The organism is Serratia sp. 2880STDY5682894 (assembly GCF_001537385.1).
In the GTDB taxonomy this organism is placed as follows: Bacteria; Pseudomonadota; Gammaproteobacteria; order Enterobacterales; family Enterobacteriaceae; genus Serratia; species Serratia nevei.
In genome coordinates, this window is sequence record NZ_FCJA01000007.1 from 91,620 (window position 1) to 109,630 (window position 18,011).

18 protein-coding genes are annotated in these 18,011 nt (G+C 57.0%); 11 read left to right on the forward strand and 7 right to left on the reverse strand.

Features of this window, described 5'->3' with window-relative positions:
• Both pncA and AWX27_RS16690 read left to right on the forward strand, forming a co-directional pair.
• Nucleotides 1–367 (forward strand): bifunctional nicotinamidase/pyrazinamidase (gene pncA / locus AWX27_RS16685; protein WP_156428566.1); only part of this gene is annotated, 367 nt, incomplete at its 5' end.
• A gap of 232 nt (nt 368–599) precedes the next feature.
• Nucleotides 600–1,877, forward strand: coding sequence for a chitinase ChiD (locus AWX27_RS16690; RefSeq protein ID WP_060423840.1), 1,278 nt, complete (start codon nt 600–602; stop codon nt 1,875–1,877).
• A 42-nt stretch (nt 1,878–1,919) separates the two neighbouring features.
• Here the strand turns inward: AWX27_RS16690 and AWX27_RS16695 are convergent, their stop codons facing one another.
• Complete coding sequence (locus AWX27_RS16695) at nt 1,920–2,192, reverse strand: YeaC family protein (RefSeq protein WP_033634809.1); 273 nt, start codon at nt 2,190–2,192, stop codon at nt 1,920–1,922.
• A gap of 64 nt (nt 2,193–2,256) precedes the next feature.
• Nucleotides 2,257–2,670 (reverse strand): peptide-methionine (R)-S-oxide reductase MsrB, encoded by a 414-nt coding sequence (msrB, locus tag AWX27_RS16700; protein WP_004932219.1) that lies wholly within the window; start codon nt 2,668–2,670, stop codon nt 2,257–2,259.
• A 348-nt stretch (nt 2,671–3,018) separates the two neighbouring features.
• Between msrB and gapA the strand changes: the two genes are divergently transcribed.
• Nucleotides 3,019–4,014, forward strand: a complete 996-nt coding sequence (gene gapA / locus AWX27_RS16705) for a glyceraldehyde-3-phosphate dehydrogenase (RefSeq protein WP_004932222.1) — start codon at nt 3,019–3,021, stop codon at nt 4,012–4,014.
• 84 nt (nt 4,015–4,098) lie between these two features.
• The gene (locus AWX27_RS16710) at nt 4,099–4,974 is read left to right on the forward strand and encodes a D-hexose-6-phosphate mutarotase (protein ID WP_060423843.1); all 876 of its coding nucleotides are present in this window, start codon (nt 4,099–4,101) and stop codon (nt 4,972–4,974) included.
• A 94-nt stretch (nt 4,975–5,068) separates the two neighbouring features.
• Here the strand turns inward: AWX27_RS16710 and AWX27_RS16715 are convergent, their stop codons facing one another.
• A complete protein-coding gene (locus AWX27_RS16715) occupies nt 5,069–5,833 on the reverse strand; it encodes a MipA/OmpV family protein (protein ID WP_015378103.1) in 765 nt (254 codons plus the stop codon).
• Between the two features lie 426 nt (nt 5,834–6,259).
• Between AWX27_RS16715 and yeaG the strand changes: the two genes are divergently transcribed.
• The 3 genes from yeaG (at nt 6,260) to AWX27_RS16730 (ending at nt 10,163) form a co-directional block, all read left to right on the forward strand.
• Nucleotides 6,260–8,194, forward strand: a complete 1,935-nt coding sequence (gene yeaG, locus AWX27_RS16720; RefSeq protein ID WP_004932230.1) for a protein kinase YeaG — start codon at nt 6,260–6,262, stop codon at nt 8,192–8,194.
• A 131-nt stretch (nt 8,195–8,325) separates the two neighbouring features.
• Nucleotides 8,326–9,594, forward strand: coding sequence for a YeaH/YhbH family protein (locus AWX27_RS16725; protein ID WP_060423846.1), 1,269 nt, complete (start codon nt 8,326–8,328; stop codon nt 9,592–9,594).
• Between the two features lie 338 nt (nt 9,595–9,932).
• A complete protein-coding gene (locus AWX27_RS16730; RefSeq protein ID WP_060423848.1) occupies nt 9,933–10,163 on the forward strand; it encodes a hypothetical protein in 231 nt (76 codons plus the stop codon).
• Between the two features lie 191 nt (nt 10,164–10,354).
• Here AWX27_RS16730 and AWX27_RS16735 read toward each other — a convergent pair whose 3' ends face one another.
• A complete protein-coding gene (locus tag AWX27_RS16735) occupies nt 10,355–11,044 on the reverse strand; it encodes an alpha/beta hydrolase (protein WP_049201689.1) in 690 nt (229 codons plus the stop codon).
• Nucleotides 11,045–11,862: 818 nt separating this feature from the next.
• On the opposite strand from AWX27_RS16735, the gene AWX27_RS24640 reads away from it, so the two are divergent.
• Nucleotides 11,863–12,039, forward strand: coding sequence for a GhoT/OrtT family toxin (locus tag AWX27_RS24640; protein ID WP_033634815.1), 177 nt, complete (start codon nt 11,863–11,865; stop codon nt 12,037–12,039).
• A gap of 273 nt (nt 12,040–12,312) precedes the next feature.
• Here the strand turns inward: AWX27_RS24640 and AWX27_RS16740 are convergent, their stop codons facing one another.
• On the reverse strand, nt 12,313–12,606 hold the full coding sequence (locus AWX27_RS16740; protein WP_060423851.1) for a hypothetical protein: 294 nt from the start codon (nt 12,604–12,606) through the stop codon (nt 12,313–12,315).
• 225 nt (nt 12,607–12,831) lie between these two features.
• Between AWX27_RS16740 and AWX27_RS16745 the strand changes: the two genes are divergently transcribed.
• The 3 genes from AWX27_RS16745 (at nt 12,832) to AWX27_RS16760 (ending at nt 15,452) form a co-directional block, all read left to right on the forward strand.
• Nucleotides 12,832–13,314 (forward strand): hypothetical protein, encoded by a 483-nt coding sequence (locus AWX27_RS16745; protein ID WP_060423854.1) that lies wholly within the window; start codon nt 12,832–12,834, stop codon nt 13,312–13,314.
• A gap of 306 nt (nt 13,315–13,620) precedes the next feature.
• Nucleotides 13,621–14,181, forward strand: a complete 561-nt coding sequence (locus AWX27_RS16755; RefSeq protein ID WP_060423857.1) for a 3'-5' exonuclease — start codon at nt 13,621–13,623, stop codon at nt 14,179–14,181.
• A gap of 77 nt (nt 14,182–14,258) precedes the next feature.
• Nucleotides 14,259–15,452: a multidrug effflux MFS transporter gene (locus tag AWX27_RS16760; RefSeq protein ID WP_060423860.1), complete on the forward strand. Its 1,194-nt coding sequence runs from the start codon at nt 14,259–14,261 to the stop codon at nt 15,450–15,452.
• Nucleotides 15,453–15,460: 8 nt separating this feature from the next.
• Here the strand turns inward: AWX27_RS16760 and dadX are convergent, their stop codons facing one another.
• Together dadX and AWX27_RS16770 are read right to left on the reverse strand one after the other, a co-directional pair.
• Nucleotides 15,461–16,534, reverse strand: coding sequence for a catabolic alanine racemase DadX (dadX, locus tag AWX27_RS16765; protein WP_060423863.1), 1,074 nt, complete (start codon nt 16,532–16,534; stop codon nt 15,461–15,463).
• Nucleotides 16,535–16,610: 76 nt separating this feature from the next.
• Entirely contained in the window at nt 16,611–17,915 is a 1,305-nt protein-coding gene (locus AWX27_RS16770; protein WP_060423866.1) for a D-amino acid dehydrogenase, read from the reverse strand.
• Nucleotides 17,916–18,011: the final 96 nt, after the last annotated feature.

Below are 18,011 nucleotides of genomic sequence, written 5' to 3' on the forward strand. Positions count from 1 at the left end.
GAGCCACGGTGCCGATTTTCACCCCCGGTTGCAGCGGCAACATATCAATGCCGTTTTTCGCAAAGGGCAGGAGACGGACATCGACAGCTACAGCGCCTTCTTCGATAACGGCCACCGTGCGCAGACCGAACTGCACGGCTGGTTGCAATCGCAGGGCGTCCAGCGGCTGGCAATCATGGGCCTGGCGACCGACTACTGCGTCAAATTCAGCGTGCTGGATGCGCTGGCTGCCGGCTATCCAACGCAGGTGATCGTCGACGGCTGCCGCGGCGTGAATCTGCAGCCGGACGACAGCGAGCGGGCGCTGCAGGACATGGCGCGCGCCGGTGCGCAACTGGTTACCCTGTCACAATTTCTCGCCAGCTAAATCCTCTCGGGTGCCACCGGCGCCCTCTCTGCGCGGCGGCGAAAATATCGACGCCGCTCACAATACCGCCCTTCTTCTTCCCCAACGGCTTGTGACCGGCAGGCGCTTTTGCTGTTATGGCTGCGACGCTTTTGGCGTCAACCGGTTATACGCATCCGGGGCCCGCTGAGCCCGGCTTTATTGTGACCGCCTCTGGCGGTGCGGTCGGCCTTGCCGGCCCAAGGAGACAGACATGAAAATAACCCGAAAACTGCTGCCTTTGCTGGCGGCGGTGCAGTTGGCTATGGCCGGCGCAAGCACGGCCCAGGCGGCTTATCTCTCCGTCGGTTACTTCAACGGCGGCGGCGACGTCACCGCCGGCCCCGGTGGCGACATCGACAAACTGGACGTCACGCAAATCACCCACCTCAACTATTCGTTCGGCCTGATCTACAACGGCGAGAAAGACGAAACCAATGCGGCGCTGAAAGACCCCGCTCGCCGCCACCAGATCTACCTGTCGCCAAAGGTGATGGCCGATCTGCAACGGCTACCGACGCTGCGCAAGCAGAACCCCGAGCTGAAAGTGCTGCTGTCGGTAGGCGGCTGGGGCGCACGGGGCTTCTCCGCCGCCGCGGCGACTGCGGAAAACCGGGCGATATTCATCCGCTCCGCGCTGCAGGTGATCGCCCAGTATCAGCTGGATGGTATCGATCTGGACTGGGAATATCCGGTGAACGGCGCCTGGGGGCTGGTGGAAAGCCAACCGGCAGACCGCGACAACTTCACCCTGCTGCTGAAAGAGCTTCACCAGGCGCTGGGTAAAGGCAAGCTGTTAACCATCGCCGTCGGGGCCAACGTCAAAAGCCCGCAGGAATGGGTCGATGTGAAAAGCATTGCCCCTTACCTCGACTACATCAATCTGATGACCTACGACATGGCTTACGGCACACAGTATTTCAATGCCAACCTGTACGATTCAAAGCGTTGGCCAACCGTGGCGGCCGCCGACCGTTACAGCGCCGATTTCGTGGTAAAGAATTATCTGGCTGCCGGACTGAAACCGGCACAGATGAACCTGGGCATCGGTTTCTACGGCCGGGTACCGAAGCGGGCGACCGAGGCGGGCATCGACTGGGACAAGCCGGACGCCGCCAAACATCCGGTGACGCAGCCATACTTCAGCACGCGCGAAACCGCCCTGTTCAACGCGCTGGGGCTGGATCTCGGCAAAGACACCTACTTTAAATACCACGATATCGTCAGCAAATTGCTCAACGATCCGCAGCATCGTTTTCACGAGCACTGGGATGACGACGCCAAGGTACCTTACCTGACGCTGCAATCCGCCGCAGGCAAATCGCTGTTCGCCATCTCCTACGAGAACCCGCGTTCGGTGGCCATCAAGGCCGAGTACATCAAAAGCCAGGGATTGGGAGGGGCGATGTTCTGGGAGTACGGCGCGGACGATAACAACCGGCTGGCGCAGCAGCTGGCGGAATCGCTGGGTATCAAGGGCGAAAAACGGTGAACCGACGGGGCGATGGCGTCATCGCCCCGCTTTAGGGCAACCTTACTGCGGTTTGAGTTTGGCCAGCGGCTCGGCAACGAACTGCTGTTTCAGCTCTTGCTTGCTCTTCATCACGATCTGCCCGTCGGTGCCGATGCTCATGTGCTGCGGATCGACGTTGTTCATCGACTGCCACAGCATCACCGCCTGCAGGCTGTTTTCTTTTTGCTCCGGCGTCAGCGCCACGCCATCCGGCCATTTGCCCAGCTCAACCGCCTGTACCAGGCGCTGGTATATCTCGGGCGTCATCGCCGCAATCAGATCTTTCACGTCCATCAGAGCCCTTCTCGCTTAACAGATGAATAATTAGCTGAATCGATTTTGTTGGTTAAATTACCACTTAGCCGGCCGTTTGGTCGCCATTTTCGCCATCGGTGAAACTCAGCGAGGCGGAGTTGACGCAATAGCGGTCGCCGGTCGGCTGCGGGCCATCGGGGAAAACGTGCCCCAGGTGCGCGTCGCAATGACCGCAGCGGATTTCAACACGGTGCATATTATGTGAATTATCATCAAGATAACGGATTGCATCGGCGGAAACCGGCTCATAAAAGCTCGGCCAGCCGCAGCCGGAATCGTATTTGGTTTCGGAATAGAACAGCGGCTGGTTACAGCACAGGCAATGGTACACGCCCTCGCGCTTGTTGTGCAGCAATTTGCCGCTGAACGGCGCTTCGGTGCCGCGCTGTTGCGTCACATAACGTTGGATTTCATTCAGTTCCGTGACCGGATGACCGGGGGTTGTCTCTTTAGCCATTTGTGCTTATCTCTGAATGTGGATAATGTCAACGAAAACAATGATTAATAATAACAAAAAATTAACACCGCTGCAGGGGTTTTTGGCCTAAACTGTAGCCCATAAAGGCCACGTCACGATGATATGTGATAGCGATCACACATCTTGCGTATGCTGACTTTATACTTGGCGGCTTGTCCCCATATAACGGATGAGGCCGAGCGCAAATGGACTGTGCAATAAGCGTGCAAAACCACCCTTCCGGTTTGACTTGCCGCAAGAATTGACACGATTCCGCTTGACGCTGGGTAAGGTTTTTGTAATTTTACAACCAACCTTTTATTCACTAACAAATAGCTGGTGGAATATATGACTATCAAAGTAGGTATCAACGGTTTTGGCCGTATCGGTCGCATTGTTTTCCGTGCTGCTCAAGAGCGTTCTGACATCGAGATCGTTGCAATCAACGACCTGTTGGACGCAGAGTACATGGCTTACATGCTGAAGTATGACTCTACTCACGGCCGTTTCAACGGTACGGTAGAAGTTAAAGACGGCCACCTGGTTGTTAACGGCAAAACCATCCGTGTTACCGCAGAGAAAGACCCGGCTAACCTGAAGTGGAACGAAGTGGGTGTTGACGTGGTTGCTGAAGCGACCGGTATCTTCCTGACCGACGAAACCGCACGTAAACACATCACCGCTGGCGCTAAAAAAGTCGTTCTGACTGGCCCATCCAAAGATGCGACCCCAATGTTCGTGCGTGGCGCCAACTTTGACAAATATGCCGGCCAGGACATCGTGTCCAACGCCTCTTGCACCACCAACTGCCTGGCGCCACTGGCTAAAGTCATCAACGACAACTTCGGTATCGTTGAAGGCCTGATGACCACCGTTCACGCGACCACCGCCACTCAGAAAACCGTTGATGGCCCGTCCCACAAAGACTGGCGCGGCGGCCGCGGCGCATCCCAGAACATCATCCCTTCTTCTACCGGCGCAGCGAAAGCGGTTGGCGTTGTTCTGCCAGAACTGAAAGGCAAACTGACCGGTATGGCGTTCCGCGTACCGACGCCTAACGTATCCGTTGTTGACCTGACCGTGCGTCTGGAAAAAGCGGCTACCTACGAAGAAATCAAGAAAGCCATCAAAGATGCCGCTGAAGGTTCTATGAAAGGCGTTCTGGGCTACGTTGAAGACGACGTGGTTTCCACCGATTTCAACGGCGAAGTGCTGACTTCCGTGTTCGATGCCAAAGCCGGTATCGCACTGAACGACAACTTCGTGAAACTGGTTTCCTGGTACGACAACGAAACCGGTTATTCCAACAAGGTTCTGGACCTGATCGCTCACATCTCCAAGTAATGGCATGATGTTAAGCTGATAATGAGGGCGACATTTTTGTCGCCCTTTTTTATTTGTCTCTCCGGCAAACATTAAGGTAATGAAATGAACGAGAAAATTTTCACCCTGCCCGTTTCCGAACAGATTTCGCCTTACATCAGCCAGCGTCAACTCGATGAGCTGGGCGTGGTTGTGGTGTCGCACCCGAAAGTGCGCGCGGCCGTCGCGCTGCAAGGCGCCCATTTGCTGGCCTGGCAGCCCAGCGGTGAGCAGCCGGTGATTTGGCTCAGCAGCAATACCCCCTTCGCCAAAGGCAAGGCCATCCGCGGCGGCGTGCCGATCTGCTGGCCGTGGTTCGGCCCGGTAGCCCAACCCTCCCACGGTTTTGCCCGTAATCAGCCCTGGAGCCTGACGGCGCACGATGAAGATGACAACGGCGTCATCCTGACCTTTACCCTGAAAGACAATGAGCAGACCCGCAAACTGTGGCCGCACGCCTTCACGCTGATTGCCCGCTTCAAGCTGGGTGTGGAGTGCGAGATCGAGTTGGAATCGCACGGCGATTATCAGGCTACGGCGGCGCTGCACAGCTACTTCCAGGTCGGCGACATCGATCGGGTCAGCGTGGCGGGCCTGGGCGAGCCTTATATCGACAAGGTGGCGGGCGGCGCTGAGGCGCGCCAGGCGGGCGAAGTGACCTTCGTCGGCCAAACCGACCGCGTCTACACCCGCCCGGAGGCCTTCAGCCAGATCCGCGATCCGGCGCTCGCGCGCACCATCGAGGTTCACCACCATCATATGAGTGACGTTATCGCCTGGAACCCGGGCGTAGAGCTCTCCTGCAGCATGGGGGATATGCCGAACGACGGTTACAAGACCATGGTCTGCGTAGAGACCGGGCGCGTCAGTAAACCGCTGGTCGCCGCCGGCGAACAACCGGCCCGTTTGGGTGTGACCTTCCGCAGCCGTAAGAAAGCCTGAAAAGCCGTGCGCGGCAGCGCACCACAGATGTGCAAAAGGGGCGCCAGCGCCCCTTTTTGATGCACGCCACGCACGATGATCGTGCAATGCGTGATTAGAAGGTGTAGCTCACACCCGTCATCAGCAAACCGGTGTAGGATTTATCCACCATCGGACTGTCTTTCACTTCATCAGACAACTTCACATAGCGGCCGACGAAGAAGGCATTCCAGCTTTTGTTGATCTGGTAATTGGCGCTCAGCTCGAGATAAGGCGCCCAGCTATCGCCTGGGGTGTAGCTGTCAAGGCCGCTGCGGCGCGATTCATTGGCGCTGACGCCATAGTAATATTTGTTCTGGTTCTTGCTGTTCCACATCACGCCCACGCCTGGGACCAGCGTCAGCGCGTCCAGATCAAACTTGTACAGGTAAGCCACATCGCCCACCAGACCGTTGCTGTTGTTCAGCGTGTCGCCGGTGAAGGTGGTGCGGAGGGTGCCCCACTCGGCGTTGTGCGAGTAGGCCAGGCCGGCCATCAGCGTGCCGCGGCGCTTGTCGAGACGCTTCATGCGATCATCGTCGCTGTCGCCCGGACGGTAGCCCCATGGCGTGTAGTAACCCATGATGCTCAGCTGGTTTTCTTGATCCTTCCACAGGTAGTAACCGGCGGTCAGAGTACGGAAGTAGAAGTCGTCACCTTCATAGTCGATAACGGGCACCGGATAAACGCGGTCCTGATAACCACGATACGCGTCCGGGCTAACCAGCGCGGCAGCGCCGAGTGACCAGGTTCCCGCCTGAGCACTTTGCGCACAAACCATTGCGGAAGCGATAATTGCTAGCGTTTTGAGTTTTGAAATCTTCACTGGTTCTTTTTCCATAAATTACAGGGTTAATAGCTGCAACAGTTTATGTGAAAATTTAGTTACGCGCCTAATCTTTACAATAGAAAACGACCAAGATCGAATAACTTATAGCGGAATTATGAATTAATCATGGCGGAACGGTGACGTTTCATCCCGCAGGCCGCGCCAGACAAGGCATTTGGCTCACACGGTAATAACTGAGTCATTGATATGACTTAAAAAAAGCTTTTTCTGCGGCAGGAAATTTTCCGGCAAGCAAACTAAGCTTAAATCAGAAGGTGAATTTATCCTGGGCCCAGTGGCATACAGCGCAACTCGCGATAATAAGCGCACCAAGTTGGCATACGGGTTGCTGTACTCAGGCGTATTCTCATCTTTCGGGAGCCAGAACACTATCACACGCTCTCTTTAACCTGTGCTAATAACGAAAGGACGGGCATCATGAACATATTTGACCACTATCGCCAGCGCTACGAAGCTGCCAAGGACGAAGAGTTCACACTGCAGGAATTTCTTACCATTTGCCGGCAAGATCGCAGTGCCTATGCCAACGCGGCCGAACGTCTGCTGATGGCTATCGGTGAACCTGTGATGGTCGACACTGCGCTAGAATCACGCCTGTCGCGCCTGTTCTCCAACCGCGTGATCGCACGCTATCCGGCCTTCGAAGAATTCTACGGCATGGAAGAGGCCATCGAACAGATCGTCTCTTACCTGAAACACGCCGCCCAGGGCCTGGAAGAGAAGAAACAGATCCTGTACCTGCTCGGCCCGGTGGGCGGCGGTAAATCCTCGCTGGCGGAACGCCTGAAGGCGCTGATGCAGCGCGTGCCCATCTATACCCTCAGCGCCAACGGCGAACGCAGCCCGGTCAACGATCATCCGCTGTGCCTGTTCAATCCGCAGGAAGATGCCTCGATCCTGGAAAAAGAGTTCAACATCCCCAGTCGCTATCTCGGCACCATCATGTCGCCGTGGGCGGCCAAGCGCCTGCATGAGTTCGGCGGCGACATCACCAAGTTTAAAGTCGTGAAAGTGCGCCCTTCCATTCTGGAACAGATCGCCATCGCCAAAACCGAACCGGGCGACGAGAACAACCAGGACATCTCTGCGCTGGTCGGTAAAGTGGATATCCGTAAACTGGAGAACCACGCGCAGAACGATCCGGACGCCTACGGGTACTCCGGTGCCCTGTGCCGCGCCAACCAGGGGATAATGGAATTCGTCGAGATGTTCAAAGCACCGATCAAGGTGCTGCACCCGCTGCTGACGGCGACCCAGGAAGGTAACTACAACGGCACCGAGGGCATCTCCGCCCTGCCGTTCAACGGCATTATTCTGGCGCACTCCAACGAATCCGAATGGGTGACCTTCCGTAACAACAAGAACAACGAAGCGTTCCTCGACCGCGTGTACATCGTCAAGGTACCTTACTGCCTGCGCGTGTCGGAAGAGATCAAGATTTACGACAAATTGCTGGACCACAGCGAGCTGACCCACGCGCCCTGCGCGCCGGGCACCCTGGAGACGCTGGCGCGGTTTAGCGTGCTGTCGCGGCTGAAAGAGCCGGAAAACTCGAGCATTTACTCGAAAATGCGCGTGTACGACGGCGAAAGCCTCAAGGATACCGATCCGAAGGCCAAGTCCTATCAGGAGTACCGCGACTACGCCGGGGTTGACGAAGGCATGAACGGCCTCTCCACCCGTTTCGCCTTTAAAATCCTCTCGCGAGTGTTTAACTTCGATCACGCCGAGGTGGCGGCTAACCCGGTGCACCTGTTCTATGTGTTGGAACAGCAGATCGAACGCGAACAGTTCCCGCAGGATTTGGCCGAGAAATACCTGGAGCACCTGAAAGGCTACCTGATCCCGAAATACGCCGAGTTTATCGGCAAGGAGATCCAGACCGCCTATCTGGAATCCTACTCGGAATACGGACAGAACATTTTCGATCGCTACGTGACCTACGCGGACTTCTGGATTCAGGATCAGGAGTATCGCGATCCCGATACCGGTCAGCTGTTCGATCGTGAGTCCCTGAACGCCGAGCTGGAGAAAATTGAAAAGCCGGCCGGGATCAGCAATCCGAAAGATTTCCGTAACGAAATCGTTAACTTCGTGCTGCGTGCCCGCGCCAATAACAACGGCCGTAACCCGAACTGGACCAGCTACGAGAAGCTGCGCACCGTGATCGAGAAGAAAATGTTCTCCAATACCGAAGAGCTGTTGCCGGTGATTTCGTTCAACGCCAAAACCTCGACGGACGAGCAGAAAAAACACGACGACTTCGTCGACCGTATGATGGAGAAAGGCTATACCCGTAAGCAGGTGCGCCTGCTGTGTGAATGGTATCTGCGGGTCAGAAAATCCTCATAACGCCTCAGGTAAGCGGCATTATCAGGGCCATGTCCACCGTCATGGACGTTGCAGCGCAGCCCACGGAGGGGCGGCACATTGCGCTGCAGCGGCCGGGACATGAAGAGTTGGCAACGTCGTTTGGGGGAAGTATGGCCTATTTCATTGACCGACGGCTGAACGGCAAAAACAAGAGCATGGTGAACCGCCAGCGCTTCTTGCGTCGTTACAAGTCGCAAATCAAACAGTCGATTGCCGAAGCCATCAACAAGCGTTCGGTCACCGACGTAGACAGCGGGGAATCGGTCTCCATCCCCACTGACGATATCAACGAACCGATGTTTCATCAGGGGCGCGGCGGCACGCGCCATCGGGTGCATCCGGGCAACGACCACTTCGTGCAGAACGATCGCGTTGAGCGGCCTCAGGGCGGATCAGGCGGTGGCGGCGGCCAGGGCAACGCCAGCCAGGACGGTGAAGGCCAGGATGAGTTCGTCTTCCAGATTTCCAAAGACGAGTATCTCGATCTTTTGTTCGAAGATCTTGCCCTGCCCAACCTGAAAAAGAACCAGTACAAGCAGTTGACCGAGTTCAAAACCCACCGCGCAGGCTATACCGCCAACGGTGTGCCGGCCAACATCAGCGTCGTGCGATCGCTGCAAAACTCGCTGGCGCGGCGTACCGCCATGACCGCCGGGAAAAGGCGCGCGTTGCACGAACTGGAAGACGAGTTGAACCAGCTGGAAAACACTGAACCGGTGCAGTTGCTGGAAGAGGAGCGGTTGCGCAAGGAGATTGCCGAACTGCGCAAGAAAATCGAAAGCGTGCCGTTCATCGACACCTTCGATCTGCGCTACAAAAACTATGAGCGCCGGCCGGAACCCTCCAGCCAGGCGGTGATGTTCTGCCTGATGGACGTGTCCGGCTCGATGGATCAGGCGACCAAAGATATGGCCAAACGTTTTTACATTCTGCTTTATCTGTTCCTGAGCCGTACCTACAAAAACGTCGAGGTGGTCTATATTCGCCACCACACCCAGGCGAAAGAGGTGGACGAACAGGAGTTCTTCTATTCGCAAGAAACCGGCGGCACCATCGTCTCCAGCGCGCTAAAGCTGATGAACGACGTCGTCGAAGAGCGCTACGACCCGGCGCAATGGAATATCTACGCCGCGCAGGCGTCGGACGGTGACAACTGGGCCGACGATTCACCGCTGTGTCATGAGCTGTTGGCGAAGAAGCTCCTGCCGATGGTGCGTTATTACAGCTATATAGAAATCACTCGTCGCGCTCATCAGACGCTGTGGCGCGAATATGAGGATCTGCAGGCGAAATTCGACAACTTCGCCATGCAGCATATCCGCGAGCCGGACGATATTTATCCGGTATTCCGCGAACTGTTTCGCAAGCAAACCGTGTGAATAGCACCGCGCGAACGTCACCACAGCCGGAGAATGACATTTTCCGGCTGTTTCTTTTTCACCATTATATATTCAGAATATCTATGTTTAATTTTTAAACAAACCCAATATCAATAATAAGCCACATTGCCCAGAACGGCCCTCCCTATTATTTGCGCTTCTGAGGTTATTCCTAAACATTCACCTCCACGCCCGCACGGCTTGATAGGAATATTCCCATTCAGTTATCGTTACCTCATCGCTTAAGTCCTTTACTAAGCGAAATTTGCCTCATTTTATTTTTCCATGGCTTCTCAGCCCGCCACGGTGGGCATTTACCTGTCAGCAGGTTAGACATCATGATCGACTACACTCTCTATGGCCTCAACAAGCAAGATGTTGATGAATACCATAAGCAAATATGCTGCCTGCTCGGCAAAAGCGTGCTGCTGGTGCTGACCGCCAACAAGCCGATAACCAAACAGAATCTGCTCGCCTGCCTTATCCAGGAGGTGGAAAAACAACCCGATGATTATTTTCAGAGACTGCATCGTGCAGCAATAGAAATGATCGGCGTCAACGGGCGTTAAGGCGATATGCGCAAGGCGGAAATCTACGCCATTATTGCCACCCTCGTGGTGTTAATGATGATGTTCATCATTACCCTTGATAGCGATATCAACCCTTATCCTTAATAAGCGCCTATTACGCCGGCTCTTTAGCCCGACGTAATAGACAGTCTGTTGCGGGCTGTCACCTTGATTACCTTTCTGCCCTGGCTTTATTCATAACCGGCCGCTTCGTCAATCAAACCCGCCACCTCTGCGGCATGGGAAACCAGCGAAGCATGACTGGCATCCAGCACCATAACTTTCTTGGCCCGCAGCCGCTGCGCCATGTGCCGCTGATTCTCCGGCGCTATCATGCGATCGTCGCTGGAGAGCTGATACCATGACGGTTTATGTTTCCATGCCGGTTCGCCGATGGTGTTACCGAAGGTATCGGCCAGCGGAGCCTTCTGCGCCACCGCCATCACCAGCGCTTCGTCGGCAGTCAGATCCTGGCAAAAGCTCTCGTGAAACTTGTCGGCTTTGATCCACAGATAGCCGTCGCTGTCCGGGGCCAGATTCGCCACCGCCGCAGGAGGATGCGCTTGCGTAATACCGCCGGGGCTTTCTCCGGCGTCCGGCGCAAAGGCGGCGATGTAGACCAGGCCGACCACATTAGGCAGGTTGCCCATTGCCGTGATCACGGCACCACCGTAAGAGTGCCCCACCAACAATACCGGCCCCGCTTGCTGCGCGACCATCTTGCGCGTGCGTTCCGCATCCTCAGCCAACGAGGTCAGCGGCATTTCCACCGCATGCATCGCCGAATATCCCCTACGCGACAACTCGAGGATGACCTTACTCCAGTGCGCGGCGCCGCCCCAGAATCCGTGTACCAGCACGATAGTGGGTTTTGTGCTCATTGCCGACTCCTTCATCTTAGGGAAGCGCTATAGACAGATAAACTGCAGCCCTTAAGGGGCGCGCCTTGCTACCGGCGACGTCACGCAGTCCTCATTTTTATATAGTCAGGCTCGCGGCGTTCGGCAATAGCTACGACGGGTTAACGCACGCGATTTCCCGGCATCGCCATGGCCTATCCACGCAGCGTGCAAAGCAAAAAACGGGATTAAAACTAGGATTTTTACCCATACCGATCTAAAATTTCGCGCAAAAACAAAGAGAAGTAAATTTAGCTCACCGGGAAAAGGAATGAAGTTGTGAAGGAAATGATCTCCATCGTTTTTATGGCATGCCTGCTGGCGCTGCTGTTTTCGTGGCTGTTCGTCTACGGTCTTAACATTCATTAAACCTGCGGCGGCAATAAATCCCCCTCCCTGGCTGGCAAGCAGCGCATCGGGACGATGCGCTAAAACCGGCCCCCAAAGTGCCCACGAAAGCGAAACCTGACGCTATCCCGCCTTAACCTTTCCGCCCACAGATACATCAATAATATTTACGGATAACAGTCCTATCCCCTTTCTGCGTCCCTCGTCGACTTTTTTCTGACCTGGCGTAGCCCCCCAAACAGAGGGCTTGCCAGACGCAAAATGTTACCGGTAACTATGTTGTTGATTTCTTTTTGTAATAACCGGAAAGCCGTTAATAACCCTACGTTCTTTATAGAAATAAATTATGCATTCTTATGGATAAAGGTATGAATAAACGGCCTTTGGTCATTGATTATCACCCGCCAAGCTCCTAGAATTCGCGCGTAAAAATACAACTGGGATCGGGTTTCATGTCGTCGCTGTGGGTTGCAACGCAATACTGTTATTTTATTGGTCTGTTAGTTTCTATGATTTTCACCTACCTGGTTAGCCGGGACACCGTCAAAATACGCTGTATCAGCGCACTGACCATCGGGTTAACTTGGCCGTTGAGCCTGCCGGTCGTGTTGCTGTTTTCGCTGTTCTAATCCCCCAACAGACCTCGCGGCGGGCTTGGTTTTTTAAACAGCCATGCTAATGAAAAAGGAAAGGCCGCCGGCGTCGCGGATTTTTGGCGTGGGATAAAAAAACGCCATCGCAAGGCTGGCATGAAAACTGGAAGCAATGTGAGCAATGTCGTGCCGGCTCGGGGGGCACAGAAGGAGACAACCCTTTCCCCTCACCGACGAAAAGATGATAATACGTCTCATTATTGATTGTAAAGTCATTTCCCTGCGCAACGTTTCCCCTTTGGGAAAATATCAGCCGCGCGGCGCTCGCCAGCACCGATACAATCGCCCCGTCCCCCACACCAGCAGCCACAGCAAAATATTCATCCCCAACCAGAGCATCAGCAAGTAGAAGAAAGTTTGATAACCGGGTATGCCCCGGTCGGCCAAAAACGGGTTGAAGTGCAAAAATTTGACGATCGCGAAGGGGTTAAGATTGAAACGGTTGAACACGGCCGCCGTCAACAGCGGCGGCAACAGCGAGTAAAACGCCAGGCTGAACAGCAGCAGAATCTTAGTGCCCGAAGTGTTTTTATAATCTTTCATATCAATATATTGCGTCTTTCATCATGGTGCAGAAACCGCCAAATAGTCGCACGCCAGCCGACCCCGCGCACGAAAAAGAGTTCCAGGCCAGCGCGGAAATAAAGCCGATCCTGTGTTTAATCGTCATTTAGCGCTCGGGTGATATATACCCTGTGAATTTTAAATTACGATGCCGCCGCGCCGTCTTCAACCGCAGCGTTTGCCTGGCATCATCAGGAGGCATTAATGAAACCGGACGCACTCGCCCTGCCGCCGAGCCCGAAAAAGCTCAAAGTGATCTACGGCTGGTATATTTACGTGATCTATATCCTGCTGGTTTTCAACATTTACATGGCGGTCTACAACGTCTGCGTTCGGCATCCGCTTGAGGCGCCCCTGCTGTCGCTGTTTCACAGCCTGTTCCTCGCGCTGATGCTGCAGCAGGTGCTCAAGAAGAACGTCGTTTTCGCCTGGATCTTGCTGAGTTATTTTATCCTGATGCGCCTGTATTACGCCAATGTGCTGCATGTTGAATTCACGCTGGTGAGCCGCGGCCTGGTGCTGCTGATTCTGACGCTGCTGCTTACCGGTGCCGTGGCCGTCGGGCAACTGGCCACGCCCCCGCAGCGGCATGACTGGCTGGCGCGGCTGGGTTGGCGGCAATGGGGCGCGCTCACGGCGCTGGCGGCCATTCTGACCCCGTTGATTACCACTGACTACCTGGGGTAAACACGGCGCTATTTGGGGATATGGGGCTCGGAAATGTCTACGATGCGGCATATTTTGGTGTAGTTGCCCGCCTTCTCACAGATCTTGTCCGTGACAAACACGCTAAGGTAGCCCAGCAGCAGCAAGTAGCCAACCATGCACAGAATAAAGATAAGCGTTCTCACCGATAGCGACCAACCAGACAAGAGTATCCCAAGCATCATAACCTGAACGCGGCGCTTTAAAAGGATTTCATGTGCGCACCGGCCGCATCGGCGCACGTTCTGTAGTAACATTAAGCCACCACGCCAACCACCGGAAACGCCGATGCACCATCTGATGTTAGATATTGAAACCCTGGATATAAAACCCAGCGCCGTCATCCTGGTGGTTGCGGCGGTGTTTTTCGATCCTCGAACCGGGGAGCTGGGCGCCGAATTCGAAGCCGCCGTCAGCAGCCAGAAAGACCAACCGGGCCGTACCATCAGCCTGGATACGGTCGCCTGGTGGGCGAAACAGTCCGATGAAGCGCGCAAGCAGGCCTTCGGCGGCACCGAGAGCCTGAAGCGCGTGCTGAGCAGCCTTAGCCGCTTCATCCATATGAACAGCACCGATACGGTGAAAGTCTGGGGCAACGGCAAAGAGTTCGACTGCGCGATCCTCGAGCACGCCTTCCAGCAGCTGGAAATGCCCTGCCCGTGGAAATTCTGGGATACTCAGGACGTACGCACGGTGATCACGCTGGCGGAACTGCACGGCTTTAACCCGAAAAAGACCCGCCCGTTCGAGGGCATGCCGCATCGCGCGCTGGATGATGCTCGCCACCAGGCCCGCTATGTGGCCGATACCGTCTCGGCGCTCTATTACCGCCAGGGGGCGCAGCGCTGACCCGCTTTGCCCCTTTTCATTTGCCGCCAGAGTCTCTACTCTAGCCCTCTTTGTCACTCGGACGTGCCTTTCCTGTTATGCAAAAGTTTCTGTTTATGCTTCTCAGCCTGGTGCTGCTCGGCCCATTAGGCATCGATCTTTACCTGCCGACCATTCCCGCCATTGCCGTCGGCCTCGGCAGCAGTGAAGCGCTGATCCAATCCACCATATCGCTGTTTATACTGGTGCTCGGCCTCGGCCAGGTCATCGCCGGCCCGCTGGTCGATAACTATGGACGCAAGCCGGTGGCGCTGGCCGGCATTATCCTCTACATGATCGGCGCCGCGATGGCGGCGCTGGCCACCAACCCGACGGTTTTCATCGCTTCGCGTCTGCTGCAAGGGGTGGCGGTTTGCTGCACCGCCGTCGTCGCCTTCAGCGGCGTGCGCGATCGCCTGAATGGCGACGACGCCGCCCGCGCTTTCGGTTTTCTCAACGGCACGCTGAACATCATCCCAGCGCTGGCGCCGCTGCTCGGTGGCCTGCTCGCCGAAGCCTTCGGCTGGCGCGCGCCTTTCTGGTTCCTGGTCGGCTATGCGCTGCTGGTGTTGGCGCTCATCGCGCTGCGCCTGCCGGAAACCCGCCCCGCAGATACCGTGCCGGTCAAAGGGCTGCCGGTGCGCCAATACGCGCGCATCCTCAGCGAACGCCGCTTCCTCTCCTTTGCGGTGGTGAACTCCGGGGCGATGGGCATGGCGCTGACCTACGTTTCTCTGGCACCGAACGTGCTGATGGGTACCGCCGGCCTGACCCCGCTGCAATTCTCGCTGGTGTTCGGCGCCAACGGTTTCTGGATCATGCTGGTCAGCTTCTTCGCCAACCGCATCATCCACAAGGTCGGCCGCCCGGTTTGTCTGGCGACCGGCGGCATGTTGATGGGGCTGGGCTGTCTGGGCCTGCTGCTGGGCGTCATGCTGTTGCCTGCAACGGCACAAGCGCACTGGCTGGCGTATATGCTGCCGGTCGCCAGCGCCTGCGCTGGGTTGGCGTTCGTGATGGGCCCGGCCACCAGCTACGCGCTGGAGCCGTATTCCAATGAGGCCGGCGTCGCGTCCGCGCTGGTCGGTTTCGTGCAGATGGCGGGCGGCGCCGCGCTGGGTTTGGTGGCGATGGCGTTGCCGCTGCAACCCAAGCTCTCGCTGGCGCTGGTGATGCTGGCAGGCTGCCTGCTGGCGCTGCATGCGCGGCGGCTCAGCAAGCAGATTAAAGGGCAGATTAGAAAAGTCGCCTGAGCCGCGGCTCAGGCTTCGGTGACGACCGGCACCCGCGCCGCTAAGGCCGACAGCAGCTCATAGCCTAACGTCCCTGCCGCCGTGGCCACCTCGTCCACCGGCAGGCGTTTCCCCCACAGCTCCACTTCGGCGCCCAGTTCGACTTGCGGACAGGGCGTCAGATCCACCGCCAGCATGTCCATCGATACCGTTCCCAGCGTGCGGGTCAGTACACCATCCACCCATACCGGCGTACCGGTCGGCGCATGGCGCGGATAGCCGTCGGCATAGCCGCAGGCCACCACGCCGATACGCTGCGCGCCAGCGGCGCTGTAACGGCCGCCGTAGCCCACGCGATCGCCAGACTTCAGCTGTTGAATGCCGATGATCTCGCTGCTCAGCGTCATCGCCGGCTGCAGCCCCGTCGCCGCAACATCATTCCAGCAACCGCTCGGCGAAGCGCCATACAGAATGATCCCAGGGCGGACCCAGCTGCCATGGGTCGAAGGGTGCCACAGCGTAGCGGCCGAATTGGCCAGGCAGCGCGGCAGCGGTATATCGGTAGCCGCCGTCTCGATAGTGGCCATCTGCTGGGTTACGCCTTCCGGGCCGTCGGCGGTAGCGAAATGGCTCATCAGCGTCAGTTCGGCGATGTTGGCAACCGCCTGCGCCCTTTGCCACACCTCGCGCAGCCGCTCGGGTGCGAACCCCAACCGATTCATGCCGCTGTTCACTTTCAGATAGACATTGAGCGGCGCGCTCAGCGTGGCGTCGGCGATCGCCGCCAGCTGCCAGTCGCTGTGCACCGCCGTCGTCAGGCGATAACGATCGAGCAACGCCAGATCCTGCGGCTGGAAGAAACCTTCCAGCAGTAGAATCGGCCCTTGCCAACCCGATTCGCGCAACAGCACCGCTTCGGCCAGATCCAGCATGGCGAAGCCGTCGGTTTGCGCCATGCTGCGCCAAACGTGTTTGATACCGTGGCCATAGGCGTTGGCTTTGACCACCGCCCACACTTTGGCGCCGGGGGCGAAACGGCGCACCACCTGCAGGTTATTTTCAATCGCGCCGAGATGCATCGTGGCGGTTATGGGACGGGGCATCGGTTCTCCTTGGGGCAGCATACAGCGGCCACGCGCGCCTGCGCGTGGCCGGGAAAGTCTATGACAGCGTCGACGATTAACGTGCGGGATGCACGTCGTTCAGCGGAACCGCGTGTTGCTGGCGAAACCCGGCGCTGTAACGCGCCACCGCCAGATCATCGGAAGGGATCGCCGGCGTAATACCGGACATCAGATCGGACAACAGCTGCCCGGAACCGCAGGCCATCGTCCAGCCCAACGTGCCATGCCCGGTATTGAGATACAGGTTCTTCAGCGAAGTGCGGCCGACAATCGGCGTGCCGTCCGGCGTCATCGGCCGCAGGCCGGTCCAGAACGTCGCGTCCTCCACTCTGCCGCCGTTCGGGTAGAGATCGCGTACCACCATCTCCAGCGTTTCGCGCCGTTTTTGCTCCAGCTGCGTGTTGAAACCGACGATCTCCGCCATGCCGCCAACGCGAATACGCTGGTCGAAGCGCGTGATGGCGATTTTATACGTCTCATCCAATACCGTAGAGAACGGCGCCGCCGCTTCGTCGGTGATAGGAATGGTCAACGAATAGCCCTTCAGCGGGTAAACCGGTATCGACACCAGGCCGCGCAGCAGCGCCGTGGAGTAGGAGCCGAACGCCACCACGTAGCTATCGGCCTTGAACACTTCCTCGCCACACTGCACGCCGGCGATCTTGTCGCCCTCCACCAGCAGACGATCGACGCTGCGGTTGAACAGAAAAGTCACGCCCGCCTGCTCTGCCATCTTCGCCAGCTGTTGCGTAAACAGCTGGCAATCGCCGGTCTCGTCGTTCGGCAGCTGCAGACCACCGGTCAGCTTGTGCGCCACCTGGGCCAGCGCCGGCTCAACGCTGGCGAGCTGGCTGGCCTCCAGCAGCTTGTAAGGCACCCCGGCATCTTCCAATACCGCAATGTCTTTCGCTGCGTTTTCGAACTGTTGTTGGGTGCGGAACAGCTGCAGCGTGCCGCCCTGGCGGCCTTCGTACTGGATGCCGGTTTCCTGCCGCAGCGCCTTGATACAGTCGCGGCTATATTCTGCCAGGCGCACCATGCGGCCTTTGTTGGTCATGTAGTGTTCGGTGTTGCAGTTTTTCAGCATCTGCCACATCCAGTTGAGCTGGAAGCTGCTGCCGTCGAGACGGATCGCCAACGGCGCATGGCGTTGGAACATCCACTTGATGGCCTTCAGCGGCACGCCCGGCGCCGCCCAGGGAGCGGCATAGCCCGGTGAAATCTGCCCGGCGTTCGCCGCGCTGGTTTCCAGTGCAGGACCTGGCTGACGATCGATCACCGTCACCTCATGCCCCGCCTTCGCCAAATACCAGGCACTGGCTACGCCCACCACTCCACTACCTAAAATTACCACTCGCATCGCTGACTCCAGCTCAAGGCTTCACAAAGCATAATCTTCTGCTCACAGGAAATTAACTCAGTGAAAAAATCCGTCCAACAACTTCATCATCAAACG